Here is a 17,723-nt window from a genome sequence, read left to right on the forward strand (position 1 = left end):
CATGGGTTGTGCAGCCAGGTCAGACGCGCTTTGCCGCGCGGTCAATGGCTGCGATCAAGCGGGCCGTCAGTCGGTCCGTCGCGTTCTGGCTGCGATGGATATGGTCGTCCTGCAGGTCCCCTTCGCCTTGGTACTCCTCGTCCCAATCAGCATGGATGACACCCTGCGATTCCGCGACATCGCGCATCACTTGCTGAAAGGCCAGAAGATTGGCATCTTGCCCAGGGTCGTAGTAGCCACTGGGGATGGGCACAAGGCCGGTGAACACCGGGACGGCGCCCGCACTGCGAATGACCGCCAGCGCATCCAGCAGTTGCTGCCGGTAGGCCTCCGGCGACAGATAGCCGTAGGAGTCGTTCAAGCCCAGACCAAGCACTATCACCTGAGCCTGGTGCAGGGCATCTTTGAATGCGGGCTGCGGACCTGCGGGATACATGTCGGGTGGCGCACCAGGAAATGGCTCCTGGTAGCCCTGCATGAAGTCCGCCATCCGCAGACCACAGGCATTGCGGTCCGTCAGCGTCCATCGAGGGCGCTGCGCGCGCATCTGCATTGCTGACGTGCTGTCGCAGCCCCAGCCAAACAGAATGCTGTCCCCGTTCAGTTCTACCGACAAGGGACAGCAACGAACGCAAAATTTGCGCAGGATTTTGCAGAGAAGTTCTTGGATTGTCATATTCTTTTCGTATTGGGCTCCTAGGAGGCCAGATGGCATGAGAGATGGGTACGGCAGCCCAGCCAAGCGATGCGGCAAACCGGTGCACCTTGGTATGAGGTCGGGTTCAGCACCCAATGCCATCAACGCCTTGGACAGTCGTCATCGAGCTACTTGACGATTACAGGTATGTTCACTTCACATCAACCTCAAAAAAGAACGCTTCTGGCGGGCCGTATCGGCTGTAACACCAGCCACTACAGTCCCCGTGCGGCGCGGAAAGCATGCTCCACCTTGGCTGGCGTATCCCAACCAATGCAAGCACCAAAGGCAAGTACATACCGGTGGTCGCTATCCCAGGTTGCAGAGCGAAAGTACAAGGTAGCCTCGTATCTGGTGTCTTCGTCTGCCAACGACTCCATCTGAATTTCCATATCCGCCTCAGTCACCCGCAACATGCGATAGATATAGATCAAACCTTGGGTGCGCGAAATCGTTATCCGATTTGAATCTAATGCGGTCTGCTCAGCAGCCAGGCGCTCGGCCTGAAGATGTGCAAGCTCCTTTTCATCCAGCTGCACGACCTGCCACTGCTGCAGATAGCCGCGCTCACTCCACAAAGGCTGCTGCTCCACTGCCTTGTGAGTCGCTGCGTCAAAAAAAGGCTGGGGTTGATCCGCCACCTGCGCGTATTGCTCAAGAGGGGAAAATGGATCAGGGAAAACTGTTAACGGGTGACGCTGCATGATTGCAGCTGGGGTCAGGCCCCATTCATTGGTAGTTGTGTCGATATACATGTCGATCCTCAGTTTGCTGCGTTACCTAGACGGGTGCCTTCTACGATCCAGGTGACGAAGCTAGCTCCGTCAACGTAAAGGCCTGCGGGTTGTCCCTGGCTGGGCTGGTAGACCTGAATCAAGGTGTAGTTCCCGCTCGCACTGCCATTAGAGCCAATGGACCCTGCCTGACCGAGGGAGCCGCCATATCCACCTCTGCCGCCGTAAGAAACACCAAGCGAGCCTGTTGATGGCCCCCCTAACTGTTGCGAGCTGCCACTGAACCCCGATTGCGCGTTGCTCATGGTCACCACACCCGAAGAACTGAACCCGGCGCCGTTGCCACCCGAGCCGCCATTGCCCGATGCCCGATAGCTCGAAGAATTGGGGTTCTGAATAAGGTATGACCCGCCGCCACCGCCAAGCCCACCTCCCCCAAATACCGTTCCGCTGGTGTTGTCGATGCGAATGCGAGTGCGTGTGTAAAGGGCGTTGCCGCCGTTGAGGACGCCACCAATGCGGCCCCGGTTGATGATCGTCAGGCAATCGTGGGGAATCCCCGAAATGCTGAGGGTGGCAATATCGACCCCTGAATTGATCGTGCAAATGATCGGGCTATAGCCATTCCACCCCCGCGCGCGGGCCAGGGCAGCAATGTCAGGGCTTCGCACGGTAGCTGCAAATGTGATCGAGGTGCTGCCGCCGCTCATTAGGAGGTTGCGCATCATCATGATTCATGCACCCCTGCAATAAACATGTCCCACACACCGATGTCATACCGTGGGATGAAGGTGAGCATCAATCTCTGCCAGGCAGCAACTGTCGGCAATGCTCCCCCCACAGGCAACCGCACCGGCACTCCCGCAAAACTCGCGGTAAACGCCCCGGTTGGCAAAACTTCAATAGTCAGCTGGTCGCCGATATCTCTGGGCACTGGCATGACGATGCTGGTGTTTTGATACAGAACCACAGTCTGAATCGATCCGTTTTTCTGATCGATGGGGGTGGTTGCGGATCTCGCATCAACAATGACCCGCTTCTCGATGACGGACCTGTCACCTATCACGCGCTGCCAAGGCCCCCAGGTAGTGTCGCGCTGACGCTCGTAAACCCAGCCCTGATATGCAGTAGCCAATGTCTGCGATGCGCGCTGCGTTACTTGGCCCAATTCCTCGCTGCCGAACGTAAAAACATTCCACCAATTGGTGTTTGGATGGGCAGGCGGCCAATCGGCCCCTACGCCAGTGTGGTCGTAGAACGCTGCCCACTGCCCTATCGGAGCATTAGCCATCAGCTGCGACTTGTTGCGCGTTGCGCCGATGCCAGCCTCGACCAATCCCGTGACGACACCAGTACGACCCATCACCGAGGCTACAGGACCGACTTGTATGGCATCCATCGCGTTACGAACGTCTTGAACAGCTATATCTACAGCTTGACGACTCGCGTCAGCTGCGGCAGCCGACTGGCCCGCAGCAGTGGCAGCATTCTGAGCGTCCAGCGATTTGGCCTGCGCCCATTCAGAATTAGTGTAGACCTGGCTGATTGCGGTATTAAATGCCACCCGCTGCGGCTCATAAGAAGCCGCCAGCGCAAAGGCCTTGGTGCTGAAGCTGACACGGTCATCCGTGGGCTGTGGCGCAGGGGGATAGGCGGGAATGGGGGTTGGAACGACTAAAGGCATCACACCTCCTCAAGTTGAATTGCAAACATCGAGTAGTCGTGGTACTCGATCGCGACGGACCAATCCTTGGCAATCCCAAACACGTTCAGGGCCTCAATGTCTTGAGAGCCTAGAAACAGGATGGGCTTGGCCCGGTTTTTGGTCATATAGTTTTTGATGGCCATGATTTCCGTGCGCCGGATGGGCACGGACATATCTGCCCATCCGATGTAGGTGCGCTCAACCAGCACGCGGTTGCCGAACTCATCGAGCTCCTTGCGGGAAAAGTCCTGGATGCCCACCGACGCACCGATCTCGACACCCAGGCCCCACTCCTTGGCATTGCCCAGAATCAGGTTCCCGACCTCCATGCCGGTCGTACCGACGAAGTCCACCAGCACATCCGCTTGCGGGAATGCCGGCAGCCCGGTAAAGAGCCCCAGCACACCTGTTGGCGTCCACTCGCCAAAGTGCCATTCCCACCAATCGGCAGTCTCTGGCGCAAGGCCGACCGTGAGCGCCTTGTCATAGACAGTGCCGTAAGTCGGGTCCAACACACGCACCCGCACGGAATGCACATCGGCCATACCTATGGCACACACCGCATCCACCGCGCGTCCAAATCGGAACCGGTAGGATGCCGTCGCATTGAACTTGGAGCTCTGCGACGTGCGCCCATTAAAAAGGGCCCACGTATTGGTGGGCCCGACCTTGATCCAGAGCGTTGGGTTGTCCGGCGGCGGAATGCTGTCGTTGACATCGGCACCCGCCTGGTAGACGAGGTGCTGGTAGCGCACCCTGGCCCCTCTGGGCCAGGCCCCCGCCACCCAGACAGCCGCCGTGTCCTCCACAGGCGGCTGCGCAACGATCACGCCATCGCTGATCTCCAGCGGGCTGACGGTTCTCAATCCTGTCATGCGTTTTGCTCCTGTTTTCGCGTTGCAGGCATTCCATCGGCGTCCCACATGCGCAGCGTCTTGTTGAGTTGCTGCACCGCAGGCACGACCACTGTCGCCTCAGCCTTGCGGTTGGCGTCATGGTTGTCCAGCGACAAGCGCAGGGCTCGCACTTCCGCCACCAGTACCGGGTTGTCAGTCGATGCCTGCAGCGCGCTCAGCAAAGCGGTGTTGCCACTCGCCTGAACCACACGCCCGGCAGTGGCAGCGCCCACCTCTGCGGTTTTCACATCGCCGATATCGACGCCGTATTTATGGGCGAGGAAGTTTCTCGTGTCCGCCAGCGATGCCAGCCAGGCTGACTGCTTGAGCAAGACATCGGCCTGGGACGTTGCACTGGCTTTTGCAAGCGCTTCCAGTGCCTGGATGATCGAGGGCAGCTCGTCAGCCGCGTCCTGATTGCCAGATCGGGCCTGGGCCGTCTTGATGGCAAAAAGAGACTCGTAGTAAGCCGCTCCCTGGTCCGGGCCAGAGCCCAGCAACTGCCCGCGCAGCCGCTTCATTTCATTGGCCATGGCGTCAATGGTTTTGGACCACTGGTCAGCCAACTTCTTGGCAGCATCAGCCGCAGAGTTAGCAGCCTTGGCTGACGAGTCGTATGAGCTACCCAAATTGGATACGCCTCCCTGGTAGCTGCGCATCTTGGGAACGCTCACGCCAATCGAGTTGCCCAACGATTTGACCGAGACCTTGAGCTTCTCCATGCCCTCCACGAACTCGGTGCTGGTGAGCAACGTGTTCAACGCCTGGATCGCCGCATTGGCATTGGAAATCATGTTGTCTATGGCTGCACCACTTACCGCATCCGCCACATTGGCTCCAGTAAGTGCCGCAGTCAGCATCGGCGTGATCATCCCATCGATCATGGACGACAGAATGGTGTTGATCGCCTGTTCGTACACGGCCTGTTCAAAGCCTGCCGAGATTTGGTTGGCCAACCAGCTGCCGGCTTCTGCACCCCGTCCCTCGTTGATCTCATTGATAAATCCATCAACCAGGCCGTCCATGGACAGCCCCAACGTCGACAGCGTCTCCTCACGGATCTGCTGAATCTCTTGCAGCTTCGCGGCAAGCGCGTTAGTTCCGTCTTCCAAGCTGGCAGTGACGGCATCAACCCCATTGGCAAAGTCATCCGCAAACTGCAACAGCCAGGCGAGCAGCTCCTCGTCCCTGTCAGCGATGGCTTTGTCTACCAGGGCGCGGTATTTCTTCTTCGCATCGACATCGCCGACACGCAGATCCAGCCCGCGCTCTTCCATACCATCATTGGCCACCTTGCTCGCACGGCTACGCTTCTCGTCATCGCTGTAATACAGATCGTAATAAGTGCTTGCGGCCTGTGTCAGCGCATCCATGCTGCCGACTGCATCCACCAGCTTGCTGGCCCAGTCACCAGCCGAAAGCGAGCCTTCGAGCAATGTGGAGCCAAACAGCTCAAAGATCTGATTGACACCCACCAGGCTGGAGGACATGCGGGTCAAGGCATCCACGGCCTTCTCACCTGTGCGCACATACTCGCTCATCACGAAGATCTGCTCAGTGACCGTCTCCGTCACCTGGCGGCCGACACGAGCCCATTGCTCGGTGTCACTGTCGCCAGCAACTTGCACGTTGTCCCATACCATGCGGGTCACTTCGCGCGTCTGCTCCTGCCAGCTGCCGAGCACACTGCGTGCCAGCTCCTCATTGGCTTGCGCGAGCGCCTGCTGGATCTTGGCCGATGCTTCCTCCTGCGACAGGCCCGTCAACTGCAAGCCCTTGCCACCCGTATCCGGATGGATCTCATCGAGCCCCAGCGCCACCTTCATGGCACGGATGGCGTCTCCATTCAGGCCCAGGGTATCCGCCTTTTTGGCCGTATCCTCCCGCATGTCCTTGAAGGCATCCTGCAGCACCTTAATGGGGCCTTTGGAGCCTTCAATCGCCGTGCCATAGTTCTCCTGGAGCATCTCGACGCGCGAATACAGCTGCTGCAGCTGGCGCTCACGGTAGCCATTTTCCTTGGCCTCCGGGTTCGCCGCGATCTGGCCTTGGAGCGTTTCGATCTGCGCATTGGCGTTCTCGATCTCCTTCTCCGCCGCCAGATACCGGTACTTCGGCCCCCCAAACAAGCTGCCGCTTTCGCGCATCAGCTGGTAGCCGTACATGTCTCCGCCGAGCTCGCCCATCAGGCCGCTGCCGACCTGCTTTTCTTCTTTAAACATGCCGCCTAGGTAAGCCGCGATGATTGGGATGCTCATCACCCAACCGCCGCCGGAAAACCAACTGCCCACCCCAGATCCGCCAGCTCCCGCGGCCTCCGAGCTTGTAGCCAGAAATCCAAGAGGGTCGCCGCCGGCCATACCTATTGCGTTTGCTGAGTTGATGGTATGTGCCGAAAAAGTCGAAGTACTACCCCAGCCAAGCATGCTGCCTACATAGCGAGAAGTCTGCCCCAGCAATCCTTCCCCGGTATAGAGGCTATAAGCATTTAACCCACCGCTCAGCAAGCTCATGGCGCCATCGCCTGAACCACCAAGGCCCGAGCTTCCACCAAACAAGCCAGAAAGCCACCCCACTCCGCTAGTAATCATCCCCGTGATATTCGCGCCAATGTTCATCACAAACTTCTGCGCGAATGCTTTGTACAAAGCATCCGAAATCGAAGTCAGTACCGTCGTCTTCAAAGACTTGCCCAAGTTCTTCAAACCCTGAGCACCGTTATTGAGAAAGTCGGCGAATCCCTGGCGGACGACATCTCCATACTTGCTCGCTTGCTGCGTAACGTATTGGTCCTGAATGCGCGCCAGCTCAGTCTGTAGCTTCGTCTCTGCAGTGAGTCGCGCCTGGGCGATCAAATCAGCTTCTTTGGTCGCGTTCTTTTCGCTGTTGGAATCGTAAGAACTCTTTTTGATCTGTTCAATCTCTCGCGCCAGCTGCAGCTCTGCCTTGCGCACAGCCAGCAACTTCTGGCGCTGGGTTTCTTCCACGCCCAGCAGCGACATGCTGTACTGCTGCAGTTCATATTCCTCTTTGGCGGCTTTCAACTGCTCTGCATACTTGCTGCTGGCCTCAATGTACGCACCTTCTTTCAGCGATTGCACATAGCGCTCATGCTGCTCGGCAATCTTGGCCAAACCTTCGCTGACCTCAGGTCTCCAAGGCACTCCGCTGGCATTGTTGGCTTCGGACCGGGCTTTCTCCATCGCCATTTCGGCAATGGCTATCTTGGACTTTCCAAAGTTGGCGTTGGCAGCCTCCTGCTTGTCTGCCATATCGCCAATCGCACTTGCTGACTTTTTCAGGTCGTCGATATATTTGAGATAGCTCTTTCTAGCTTCTTCCTGAGCCTGGATTTGCTTTTCCAGCTCAATACGACCTTGTTGGGTTGTTTGGTAGCGCTGGGCTTCAACCAGTTGTCCCTGTAGATTGGCTTTGGTGCGCTGATCGGTTGCTTCACTGATTTCCGTTTCCAGCTTCTTGACGAGCCGGTCCGATTCCGTCCTGCTGTCTGTCGCAGTGCCTCGCTCCTTGAGGCGATCAATCAAATCTTCTTCGGCCGCGATCCTCAACCTGATGCCGGAAATGGCGCTGTCCTGATCGCTCCCACCTGATTCGCGCCGGACATTGTTTGCCGAAGGGTTACCTGCAGAAGGCACTTGCCTGGGCATGAGCTTTGGTGTCTGCACGTTGACCGAGGGAAGCTCAACCGTGGGAGGCTGCATGGACGCCGTGATGCGTTGCATATTCGCAAGGTCAGCACGCATCGCGTCATAGTATTTCTGAGCTTCCTCTCTCCAGCGCTTGTTGCCAGGCTCAGCTTCTGCCAAGTCCTTAGCCTCCTCATACTTCTTCTTGTTCCATTCCAGGTTGGTACTGGCAGTCTTGTGTGAGGTCTCCTTGCGGCTTAGCGAGGCGGCATTGGCCAGCTGCCCAAGCGCGCTGATACCTTTGACGGCAAGCTCCACGACTTCAGCAATCGCGCCAATCACCGTCTGAAAGCCTGCGCGCGTCGCTTCGGAAGACAAGGTTTCGTTCAATGACTCAATGCTCTCGCGCATCCCTTGCAGGCTGCCGCTGTCACCTGTCATTGCGGTCGCAAAGCTGTTCTGCAGCGCCTCCAAGGCACCACCCAGCGTATCCCTTGCAGCAACCGCCGCACCACCATACGAGGTTTGCAGCGCATCCAGGATAACGGCCTGCGCCGCACCGACCTGGCCGGTTGCTTCCAACTGCGCAACCATCTCCTTTTGCTGGTCGGTGAATTGCACCCCCTTGTCCGCCAGCGCCTTGAGCCCTTCGGAAGGGGAATTCAACGCCTGCCCGATGGTCTCCGCAGAGCTGGTCACCGATGTGCCCATGCGCGACGACATATCCACCACGGCCTGCATGGCCTGCGGGAACTGTTGCCCCACGACATTGGAGTAAGTCAGCAGCTGCGTTTGTGCCTGGGTGATCTCCCCCGACGAGAACACGCTCGACTTCGACAGCGATGCGGCCATGCCGTTGAGCCGCTCCTGCGACCAACCCGCAGCCTCGCCGGTGGACTTCAACATGGCGGAGAGCTGGGCCTGCTGCTTCTCGGCGTTGATGGTTTCCGTAATGAATTTGCCAAAGAACGCAGGCGCCCCTTGCGCCAGGAGGCCGAACACCACCTTGGTGGACTCCACCCAACGCTTGGCAGCGCCGTTCGCGTTTTCTTGCTCTTTCTGCACCGTCGCCAGATCCCGGGTGTAGGAGGTGAGGGCAACCTGGCTCGTTTGCTGCACCTGAACAAAGGTTTCGGAGAAGCGCTGGGTATCCCGGATGCCCACCTGGATCACCGATGACTGGCTCTGAAACGCCGAGGTCATCATCTCGAACGATTGTGCGGAATTTCTGGAGCCGGCCTCGACCGAACTCCAGAAGCCCTGAATGCTGTTGATGGCCTCATGGACACCCAACTGGAGGTCCGAGAGGTCAACACCAATCTTGATATTTTTTTCTAGATCAGCCATAGCAGCACCAATAGAAATGGCCCGCCGAGGCGAGCATAGAAAAAGGAAAGCCCACCGAAGTGGGCTATTTCTGGCGGGATCGATCCTGCGCTTCCCTGCGCGCCTGCAGTGCTTCGAGCGCGCCGCGCTCCAGCAGGCCCACTTCGCGCAGCACCTGGTTGCGTTTGCGCTTGTTGATGCCCTCGGCATCCAGCCAGCGGTAGATCACGTTGTAGTCCAGGGCATAGATACCGCCCATGCCTGCTCGCCACTGGCTGGCGTTGTCGATGAAGCAGCGGTAGGCCAGCTCGTGGTCGGGGTAGCACACCAGGGGCTCGCGTTCCTTGATCATCTCGGCAGGAAAGCCCATGGCCACCAGTTGTTGGGGACTGGACCGTTCGCCAAACAGCGCCCGGCCCAGCTCCATCAGTTTTTTGTCTTGGCGCCCGAATGAGCCTGAAAGAAGCCAGTCACGATCGCACCGAAAGCGAACGCATGGGTCACAAAGAACTGCGTGATGTTCTCGACGCTGAACTCATCGGTGAACTCCCAGGCAGACACGATTTTCATCACCAGCTTGGCCTGGTCGGTACGCATGTCCTTTTCTTGCTCATCGCTGAGAGGGGCCTCGGCCGTCGCCTTGTACTTGTCCTGCAAGGCGGTGAACTCGGCGGACAGCGCCTTCATCGCTTCGGTATCGTGGAAGCGGAAGGTCAGGCCCAGAGGCTGCGGGCCCTTGCCGGCGACGGGCACATCGGCAGCGCCTTTGAAAGTGGGAGTGGGTGCAAACGATGCGAGAGACTTCGCCATGGTGGATATCCTTCTTCTGAAACAAAAAAACCCGTGCAGGTGCTACCTGCCGGGCATGGAAAACCCGCCTTGGGTCAACCAAGGCGGGCGTGGCGACCTTTACTTGTAGGTCTTGATGGGGCGCAGCATGGACAAGGTCAGCTTGCCGGTGGTCACGGCGTTGGAGGCCACCACAGGGGTCTCCTGCACGCTGATGTAGCCGTAGGCATAGCTGATCGAGCCACCGTTGGGCAGGGCCATGCGAATCGCCACCAGCCGGTTGGCACGCGATGCCTGGACAGCGGCCTTGTAGCCTGGCAGGGTGGGATCCCAGCCAAAGGTCAGCTCCCAACTCATCGCCGAGCGGGTCGTCGGGATCTTGATGCCGTACTTTTGCGACAGGGGCGCGAACTCCGCGTACTGCTGTTCGCCGCCGGTAGGGCTGATTTCGCTGACCTGCTGCAGCTCGGTCCAGCCAGTGATGGGGCGGACCGTGCCGGCGCTCGAACCGCTGGGGAACTGGATCAGGTCGGTGGTGTCCTCGTCTTCCAACGTAATGGCACCCGTGGTCGCCGAGCCAACCCGCAGGATGGAGTCGTTCATGTCTTCCCAGCCGGTATTGAGCAGGAAGGGGTCTTTGGCGCTCAGGCCATGGGCTGCCGCTGCGATCACGGGAGGTGCCGCATTGGAGATGGTGGTCACGGAGACGGGAGCGCCAAAACCGGTCGAGATTGCAAAACGGGTGCCGGTCGATACTTCATAAGCCATGGTTGGGCCTTTCAAAAAAAAGAAAATCCGCCTGCGTTGAGCCAAGGCGGATCGGTTTCGCCCTCGTCGGGCACAAAAAAACCGCCTCTCGGCGGAATGCAATGGTTGAAAAAGTCACAGCTGCTGGCGGCGTAGTGCACACCGGCAATCTGTGCTCTCTCCTCAAGGGCTGCGGGGCCGGAGCTCCAGCGGCATGGGTACGCATGCGCGCCGAACCTGCCCTGCAGTCACTGACCAGGACAGCGCAAACACTGGCCTTCAGATCCATGCCCCATCAGACAACCCAAGCGGGCTGGGGCTGCTGTTCGCTTCTGCAAGCACTGGGAAGCTCTCAGCAGGAGATACCGCACCGTCAAACCACTCGGGTGCGGACTGCGCTTGCTGCAGCTGATATGCCAAAGCCCGCATGCAGCGGGCATCGACGTTGGAAAAAAGCCTGCACTGGCATGCGCCAGCAGGCAAGCGCAACTGCAGTTATGGCTGACGTGACGCCACCACCTGATGGCAGCGCGCACAGCACGGAGGCCAACCTGCCCGGACATACCCCCGGCATGTTGACCCGCGCCAGAAACGCAAAAGCCCCGCACGGGGCGAGGCTTGAAAAGGCTGGTGGCATAGCTCTGCCATCAAAGGCCTTGCGCTGCCACAACAGCAGCGCAAGTGATTCATGGTTAAGGACATGGGCGGGCTTGCTTTCGCACCCTTCTCATCAATGTCTCAACGATTACGAGAATACCACACTTTTAGTCGGTTCGCAACAACTTATTCAAGTTATTGCTGTGCGTTCTTTTGCAGTCCATCACATAGTCGATCAGGAGCTGCACGTCCTTTCGGCTGGGCTCCTGGGCCAGCATCGCACCCTTGCATTTGAGGCATTTGTAGGTCTTGCCCTCCTTGGCCGTCAGGCCTGTTCCTTGGCATGGCTTGCATTTCTGGTCCAGCAACCAGGCCATGGCCTCCAACGCAGCATCCTGGGGGTCTGCCAGGTGTCCGGCCACTCCGTACTGGACCAAGGCGTTGTACATCCGCTCCATATCCACCCTGCTGGGCTTGGTGATGATCCGCAGGTAGTGCAAGGCCACATTGGCTTTGCTCATCCCGCTGGCCTTGATCAGGTCCACCTGTCCCACGCGGTGCGACTCATCGGACAGATCGCGGGCGCTCAACGCGACCATGTATCGCTCTGCTGTCATGCTCATGCTTGCTCCTTCAATGCCTTTGTGCCGGCAGGATTCCGTTGTCTGTGTCTGTCCGCGTACCACCGCATGCCGTCACGCCTAACCGGTCCGTCCTGGGTGGCATGCAACCGGCCATTGCTTTTGCCCCCATGTTGACGGCGAGCTGGTGCATCCCCAAAGGACCGGCATCAAGCAGAACGCCTCGCCCCTTGCGTCTTGGCAGCAGCATGCTCATACCGCCTCCCATACCCGGTAGCCGTCGCGCAGCAGATCCGCCCCCTCAAACTGCACCACCTGCGCGAGGCCGGTGCGCGCCAACTCGGGCAGGCGGCGGCAGATTTGCTCGACCGTCATGCCCGTGCATTCGGCCATCTCGCCCGCCGTCAGCGATTTCTCATCGTGCAGGGCCGCGAGAATGCGAGATGCATGTCCGCCTGCAAGCCGGGCCGAATGCTCCGGGGCACCGTAGCTGCTCAGAGGGTCACAGGTGCGGGCAAAGTTCATCGCAGTGTTCCTTTCAAAATACGTTGGGTTTTGTCGTGGGAAGCCTGTGCCTGTGTCCCACTTTCGATGACGTAGCCGAGATACCGGGGATGGCGCTCCGTGCTCCGGGATATCCGCTGCGGACCGAACTGAGACGCAATGGATTGCACCGGACGGCTAAATGCATTGGGTGGCTGCCCGTTGCTCTGAGGCGCAGCGAACGCGAGCCGATGGCTGGGGGCCCCGCCAACGCGCTCCGCCCTGCCTTCGTGGCTGCCCATGTTCGAACCCGCCGCCGGGCTTGCCACATCTGGCAGTGCCGCAGCGTCGAGAGCGCTCAGACCGGGGCTGGGTTGTGACTTTCGTATGAACATGCAATAATTAAACCATAGTTCAGACCAAAAAGCAACTATAGTTATCAAAATTTCCGCGAGAATTTAAACCATGGTTGAATACAAAGACCGCCTGGTTCAGGCGATGACGGCAGCAGAGATGAAAACCGCGGACCTGGCCGACCGGCTGGGGCTGTCCTACCAAGCCATCAAGAAGGTGGTGGACGGAAATACCAAGGCATTGACGGCAGAGAACAGCGCGCGCGCGGCGCAGTTGCTCAATGTGTCTTCGGACTGGCTGGCCCTGGGGGAAGGAACCATGGCGCGCTCCAGTACCGTGATGCCCTACAGCGACCTGTCCCCTGCACCCATTCCGGGGCGCCCCTCGATCGCAGTACCCGTGTTGTCCAACAGCGCATCGATGGGATCAGGGGCCGAGCTGCTGGAGCACGACGTGCTGACCGGCGATCTGAAGCTGTCGCAGGAATGGGTCACACAGCGGGTCAAACCCTCCAACGTCCAGGCGCTGCGCTTCATCCATGCCTATGGCGATTCGATGAAGGGCACTTTCAATGATGGCGATATCTTGCTGGTTGACACCGGCATCCGCCTGGTCGACATCGACGGCGTCTATGTGCTGTGCGCACATGACCGGCTCTTTGTAAAACGCGTGCGCCAGCGCTGGGATGGGCAGTTCGAGATCAGCAGCGACAACCCCAGCATCAAGACCTCTGACCTGCTCGATGGACGAGAGCAACTGGATGTCCGAGGCCGGGTCCTCTGGGCCTGGAACGGCCAGAAGCTCTGACGCCCTTCCGGGTCATCTGCAGTGAGGGCACGCGGGCCGGCGCAGGCATCTATCACTACGTTAACGACAGCATCATCCTGGAAGCAACAGGACGCGACGCCCTGCGCGAACCGGGATGCTTCAAGGTTGCGGATATGAAGATAAGTTCAGCCTTCAACCTAAACCATAGTTATATACCCATCTTAACTATGATTTAAGTGGATGCAGTGGACAGGTTACAAGGCGGAGCAGCGCAGCCACTTCACCGCCGACTGTGCTACAGGGGGGCAGCAATCACAGACTCAGCTGCAAATCCGTAGCCCAAGCGGGCCCGCTGGGCTTTCGCCCATGGGTCATTGGGCGGACCTGATGACACAGCGAAGATATCGTAAATGATCTTTTAATCATTTTTGATATCTACAGTACTCATCAAACACCAAACCCCAAGCGTCGATAGGTTTTCACCCGCTAGAACCCGGGATTTTGCGGGCACGCCGCAGCCGCGCATCCCGTTCAGCAACGGGCTATGCAGAGGGAGACCTTCCATCCATCCGAAGCGGTAAAGGCGTGGCGATGCATACCCCAGCGCCGGCTAGGAAACATAACGTCACATCAACAGACGCAATCTGTTAGTAGAAGTTTCTTTTTACACGTGCACTGCTGTGCATCGCTCCACGGATACCTGCCCATTTCCAACTGGGCTTTCATGGAGCCTGACAAGCAACAACACAGGCGGTGCCTATGCTGCTCCGCTTGACCCTTGAGAGCGCATGCGTGTGCGCCCGCCCCCCGATAGCAATACCCCCACACCACCCTCGGAGTTGCCTGCCCGCGCGTACCGATCTGCGCGTGCTCCGCATGCGCATCTCAATTCAGTACCGGTGTTTGCCAGGTAAGCAAGCCAAGCCGCATCAGAACAGGCGCTGCATTATCTCTGTGCAGGCTGCGAGCCATCAGATCCGGCCCGAATTACTCATTATCGGCAGGTTTGGAGCGTCCACCCATTTGCTCCTCATAGAACTGCCCCAGACCCAGGCTACCTACATCACGTCGCAATTGAATATCGTAGATGAATATCTTGTTGAATACCCGGTCCAGACGCACATACTGGTAGGTCGCCACCGTCGCTTCATTCACAACCAGCTTGATGGGATCGGTTCGGTACACACCAAAATGGCTGGTTGGCCTCAGTTTGATCTTGGAAAAAGGCTCCGACGATAAATACACATAGAAGGGGGTGTACATGGGAATAACTAATGTCCTTGCAAAGTATCGGCGGCCAACCCATTCACCCGAGCATTATCCGCATCGGCCATCAAACCCACTGTGATACAGCGGCCTATTCGATGCACTCCCGTTATTCAATCGCACTCGTACAATGCATGCCGCGCCAAAACTTAGCCATAATTGATAGCTATATCATATTCGATTAAATCTATTTGACCTTGTCAATAATTATTGGTTTGCAGTTGTTTGCTATCTGCGTCGCCGCTGGCTGTTTTTCTTGACAGGGCACGCTGCCCCGCAATGCAGATGCGGATCAGCCACTCGCGAAGCATCGCGACCTGGACGCAGGCATCCGCTGCGCAACTTGTGCCATATTTTTATACAGTACCTGCGATCCAGGCCGCCTCCAGGCATACAGACAGTATCCATCTACACTGCTTGGTGAATAGCTAAAAAATTCATAGCATCCAGCAAGCCACAGGTAGCAATTTGCGCCACAATAGAACGGTTGTTATGCGTGCTGGCTGACGCCGGCGCACCCGGTTGTCAAAGTTCATGGCTTGCCCTCCTTCCCGTTCTGCCAAGCGCTCAGCCCAAAAGAAAAAAGCATCCAAATCAGCCCCCGGCCTGCTGCGTGGGTTGTTGCGCAAGTTGGTAGGCCGGGGCGCACTCGCAGGCTACAGCGCAGTGGCGGCGCTGGGCTCGGCCGCCTATGTGCCCCAGCTGGACCACGTTCGCCAATGGGCCATCCACAGCACCACGCAGTGGCTGCAGCAACAAGACCCCGTCCAGACCGCGCAGCAGTGGTGGGGCGAGCTGCAATCCACTGCCGCAGACTGGCAAGCCCGCTTTGAAGACATTGTCCGGCAAAGCCGAGGCGGTAGCGCAGCGTCAGGCACTGGTCACGCGCCCTCTTCTGCACCGCCCTCGCCTCCAGTTGCAGGCCCGTCCAGCCCAGCCGCTTCGGACAAAGCCAGCCAGAGGTTTGCCGACTGCGCCGAGCAATTGCCGCCGGACGCCCCGCTCAGTGCGGCCAGCGTGGGCCGCAGCTGGATGCCCGTGACCTTGTGTTCCACAGGGTTCGCGGTGCTGTATTCGGGGCTGTCCAAAACGCCCATTGTCACGGTGGAACGCCTCAGCCGCCAGCGGCTGCAAAGTGCTGCCGGACTGCCCCGCACCGACCATTTTTATGCCGATGCGCGCCTGCGCGCTGCCTACAAGGCGGAGCTGTCCGATTACCAGGCCAGCGGCTATGACCGCGGGCACATGGCGCCGGCAGCGGACCAGAGCACCGCCACTGGCATGGCCCAGTCGTTTGCGCTGTCGAACATGGTGCCGCAGGACCCCACCCACAACCGCCAGGTCTGGTCCAAGCTCGAAGCCGATGTGCGCAAATACGCCAAACGCGCGCGCGGCAATGTGTTTGTCTACACCGGCCCGCTGTTCGAAGGCCAGACGCCGACGATTGGCCGCAACCAGGTCTGGGTACCCAGCCATCTGTACAAACTGGTGTTTGACGAACAGCAGCAGCGGGCCTGGGCCTGGGTGCTGCCCAACCAGGCCGACGTGCAACTGGGCGCGCCGATGAGCTATGCGCAGTTTGTGCAGCGGACGGGGCGCAATTTTCTGCCGCATCTGCACTGACGACGCGGGGAGACGTCCTCAGCCCGAAGCCAGAGCCAGGGCCATGTCCAGCCTTCAGGTGCCGGGGTTCATCCAATCGGCATGCCAGCCGCCACCCAACTCCTGGATGAGCTGGGCCGCCGCCAGTTGCTGGTTCAGCTGCAACTGGATCAGCGAGCGGCGTGCTGACAGCGCCGTAGCCTGGGCGGTCACCACATCGGTATAGGGCACCTGTCCTTCCTTGTAGCGGTTGAGCATTTGCTGCTCCACCTTTTCGGCCGAATCCAGGCTTTGCTGCAGCAGCGGCTTTTGGGCATTGAGCGCGGCCACATTGCTCAACACATCTTCGACCGCCTGAAAAGCCGCCAGCACCGACTGGCGGTAACTCGCGGTTCGGGCCGCATGGGCGGCGCGCGCAGAATCGACCTGAGCCGTGGTGGCACCGGCGTTGAAAATGCTCTGGCTCAGCGATGCGCCCAGCGACCACAGCAAACCGGAGGCACTGAACAGGTTGCCCAGGTTCGAGCCGGATCGGCTGAGCGAGCCGCTCAGGCTCAGGCTGGGGTAATAAGCGGCCTGGGCCACACCGATCTGGGCATTGGCCGCAGCCACCGCCCGCTCGGCCGCTGCAATATCGGGCCTGCGCTCGAGCAAGGTCGACGGCACCACCGCCGGGACCTCGGGCACCGTCACATTCCAGGCTGCAGGCGGCAGGTCGAACTGGGCCGGTGCCTGCCCGGTCAGCACCGCAATCGCATGCTCATAGGTCTGGCGCGACTGGCGCAGGGATTCGACACTGGCTTGCGTATTCGTCAACGTCGTCTGCGCCTGCAGCACCGCCGTGCGCGCCTCCACGCCGACGTCGTAGCGGTTCTGGGCAATCTGCAGGCTGCGCTGGTAGCCCTCGATCGACTGCTGCAGGATCTGCATCTCGGCATCGGCCTCGCGCAGCCTGAAGTAGTTCTGCACCAGGCTGCCTACGGCCGACAGGCGCGCGGCGGCCAGATCGGCCTCGCTGGCCTGGGCGCTGCTTTGCGCAGCACTGACCGATTCTCGCAGGCGCCCCCACAGGTCTGCATCCCAGGCGGCACTGATGCCCGGCGAGGCACTGCCATTGCCACTGGATTGGCCGCCACCCTGGCGCGTCTGGCCCAGCGTGCCATTGACGGTCGGCAGCAGGCCGGCCTGCTCCACGCGCAGCGCCGCCTGGGCTTGTTGCACGGCCGCTGCGGCCGCTGCGATGTTCTGGTTGTCCACCTGCACCCGGGCAGCGAGCTGGTTGAGCTGCTCGTCAGCAAACAGGGTCCACCAGTCGCCCCGGTCCACGGCATCGTTGGGTTGGGCGCTTTGCCACAGCGCGCCGGCTTCCTTGAAGCTGGCCGGCGCGGGGGTGCTAGGTACCTGGTAGACGGGGGCCACCGAGCAGGCACTCAACAGCCCGGCGCAGCACAGCGCCAATGCCAGGCTGCGCAGCACAGGCGCCGTCCGGGTCGGACGAAGGGAATGGGAAAAGGCGAGGGTTGGCATCATG

Annotated in this window: 15 protein-coding genes; 2 read left to right on the forward strand and 13 right to left on the reverse strand. The window is 59.4% G+C overall.

Features of this window, described 5'->3' with window-relative positions; genetic code table 11:
- Nucleotides 1–19 precede the first annotated feature (19 nt).
- From ACCQ08_RS01195 to ACCQ08_RS01245, 11 genes are all read right to left on the reverse strand, one after another.
- Complete coding sequence (locus ACCQ08_RS01195) at nucleotides 20–676, reverse strand: GDSL-type esterase/lipase family protein (RefSeq protein WP_373448620.1); 657 nt, start codon at nucleotides 674–676, stop codon at nucleotides 20–22.
- Nucleotides 677–912: 236 nt separating this feature from the next.
- Complete coding sequence (locus ACCQ08_RS01200; protein WP_312461946.1) at nucleotides 913–1,452, reverse strand: hypothetical protein; 540 nt, start codon at nucleotides 1,450–1,452, stop codon at nucleotides 913–915.
- 8 nt (nucleotides 1,453–1,460) lie between these two features.
- Complete coding sequence (locus ACCQ08_RS01205) at nucleotides 1,461–2,162, reverse strand: hypothetical protein (protein WP_312461945.1); 702 nt, start codon at nucleotides 2,160–2,162, stop codon at nucleotides 1,461–1,463.
- Nucleotides 2,159–3,115, reverse strand: coding sequence for a hypothetical protein (locus tag ACCQ08_RS01210; protein WP_312461944.1), 957 nt, complete (start codon nucleotides 3,113–3,115; stop codon nucleotides 2,159–2,161). Before ACCQ08_RS01210 ends, ACCQ08_RS01205 begins: the two co-directional genes overlap by 4 nt.
- The gene (locus ACCQ08_RS01215; RefSeq protein WP_239811343.1) at nucleotides 3,115–4,011 is read right to left on the reverse strand and encodes a hypothetical protein; all 897 of its coding nucleotides are present in this window, start codon (nucleotides 4,009–4,011) and stop codon (nucleotides 3,115–3,117) included. The genes ACCQ08_RS01210 and ACCQ08_RS01215 overlap by 1 nt, the downstream gene beginning before the upstream one ends.
- Nucleotides 4,008–9,026: a phage tail length tape measure family protein gene (locus ACCQ08_RS01220; protein ID WP_373448621.1), complete on the reverse strand. Its 5,019-nt coding sequence runs from the start codon at nucleotides 9,024–9,026 to the stop codon at nucleotides 4,008–4,010. The genes ACCQ08_RS01215 and ACCQ08_RS01220 overlap by 4 nt, the downstream gene beginning before the upstream one ends.
- A 64-nt stretch (nucleotides 9,027–9,090) precedes the next feature.
- Nucleotides 9,091–9,432 carry a DUF1799 domain-containing protein gene (locus ACCQ08_RS01225; protein WP_239811341.1) on the reverse strand — a complete coding sequence of 114 codons (342 nt, stop codon included), beginning with the start codon at nucleotides 9,430–9,432 and terminating at the stop codon, nucleotides 9,091–9,093.
- On the reverse strand, nucleotides 9,432–9,815 hold the full coding sequence (locus ACCQ08_RS01230) for a phage tail assembly chaperone (RefSeq protein WP_373448622.1): 384 nt from the start codon (nucleotides 9,813–9,815) through the stop codon (nucleotides 9,432–9,434). The genes ACCQ08_RS01225 and ACCQ08_RS01230 overlap by 1 nt, the downstream gene beginning before the upstream one ends.
- A gap of 99 nt (nucleotides 9,816–9,914) precedes the next feature.
- A complete protein-coding gene (locus tag ACCQ08_RS01235; protein WP_239811339.1) occupies nucleotides 9,915–10,562 on the reverse strand; it encodes a phage tail protein in 648 nt (215 codons plus the stop codon).
- 743 nt (nucleotides 10,563–11,305) lie between these two features.
- The gene (locus ACCQ08_RS01240) at nucleotides 11,306–11,761 is read right to left on the reverse strand and encodes a hypothetical protein (RefSeq protein ID WP_373448623.1); all 456 of its coding nucleotides are present in this window, start codon (nucleotides 11,759–11,761) and stop codon (nucleotides 11,306–11,308) included.
- 210 nt (nucleotides 11,762–11,971) lie between these two features.
- Complete coding sequence (locus ACCQ08_RS01245) at nucleotides 11,972–12,244, reverse strand: hypothetical protein (RefSeq protein ID WP_312461941.1); 273 nt, start codon at nucleotides 12,242–12,244, stop codon at nucleotides 11,972–11,974.
- A gap of 423 nt (nucleotides 12,245–12,667) precedes the next feature.
- On the opposite strand from ACCQ08_RS01245, the gene ACCQ08_RS01250 reads away from it, so the two are divergent.
- Nucleotides 12,668–13,363 (forward strand): S24 family peptidase, encoded by a 696-nt coding sequence (locus ACCQ08_RS01250; RefSeq protein ID WP_239811336.1) that lies wholly within the window; start codon nucleotides 12,668–12,670, stop codon nucleotides 13,361–13,363.
- Between the two features lie 948 nt (nucleotides 13,364–14,311).
- On the opposite strand, the gene ACCQ08_RS01255 is transcribed toward ACCQ08_RS01250, so the two are convergent.
- Nucleotides 14,312–14,587 (reverse strand): hypothetical protein, encoded by a 276-nt coding sequence (locus ACCQ08_RS01255; protein ID WP_239811335.1) that lies wholly within the window; start codon nucleotides 14,585–14,587, stop codon nucleotides 14,312–14,314.
- 621 nt (nucleotides 14,588–15,208) lie between these two features.
- On the opposite strand from ACCQ08_RS01255, the gene ACCQ08_RS01260 reads away from it, so the two are divergent.
- Nucleotides 15,209–16,213 (forward strand): DNA/RNA non-specific endonuclease, encoded by a 1,005-nt coding sequence (locus ACCQ08_RS01260; protein ID WP_373448624.1) that lies wholly within the window; start codon nucleotides 15,209–15,211, stop codon nucleotides 16,211–16,213.
- Between the two features lie 54 nt (nucleotides 16,214–16,267).
- On the opposite strand, the gene ACCQ08_RS01265 is transcribed toward ACCQ08_RS01260, so the two are convergent.
- Nucleotides 16,268–17,722, reverse strand: a complete 1,455-nt coding sequence (locus ACCQ08_RS01265) for an efflux transporter outer membrane subunit (protein ID WP_373448625.1) — start codon at nucleotides 17,720–17,722, stop codon at nucleotides 16,268–16,270.
- Between the last annotated feature and the right edge of the window lies 1 nt (nucleotide 17,723).

The sequence above is a fragment of the Comamonas sp. SY3 genome (genome assembly GCF_041730275.1).
Lineage (GTDB): Bacteria > Pseudomonadota > Gammaproteobacteria > Burkholderiales > Burkholderiaceae_C > Comamonas > Comamonas sediminis.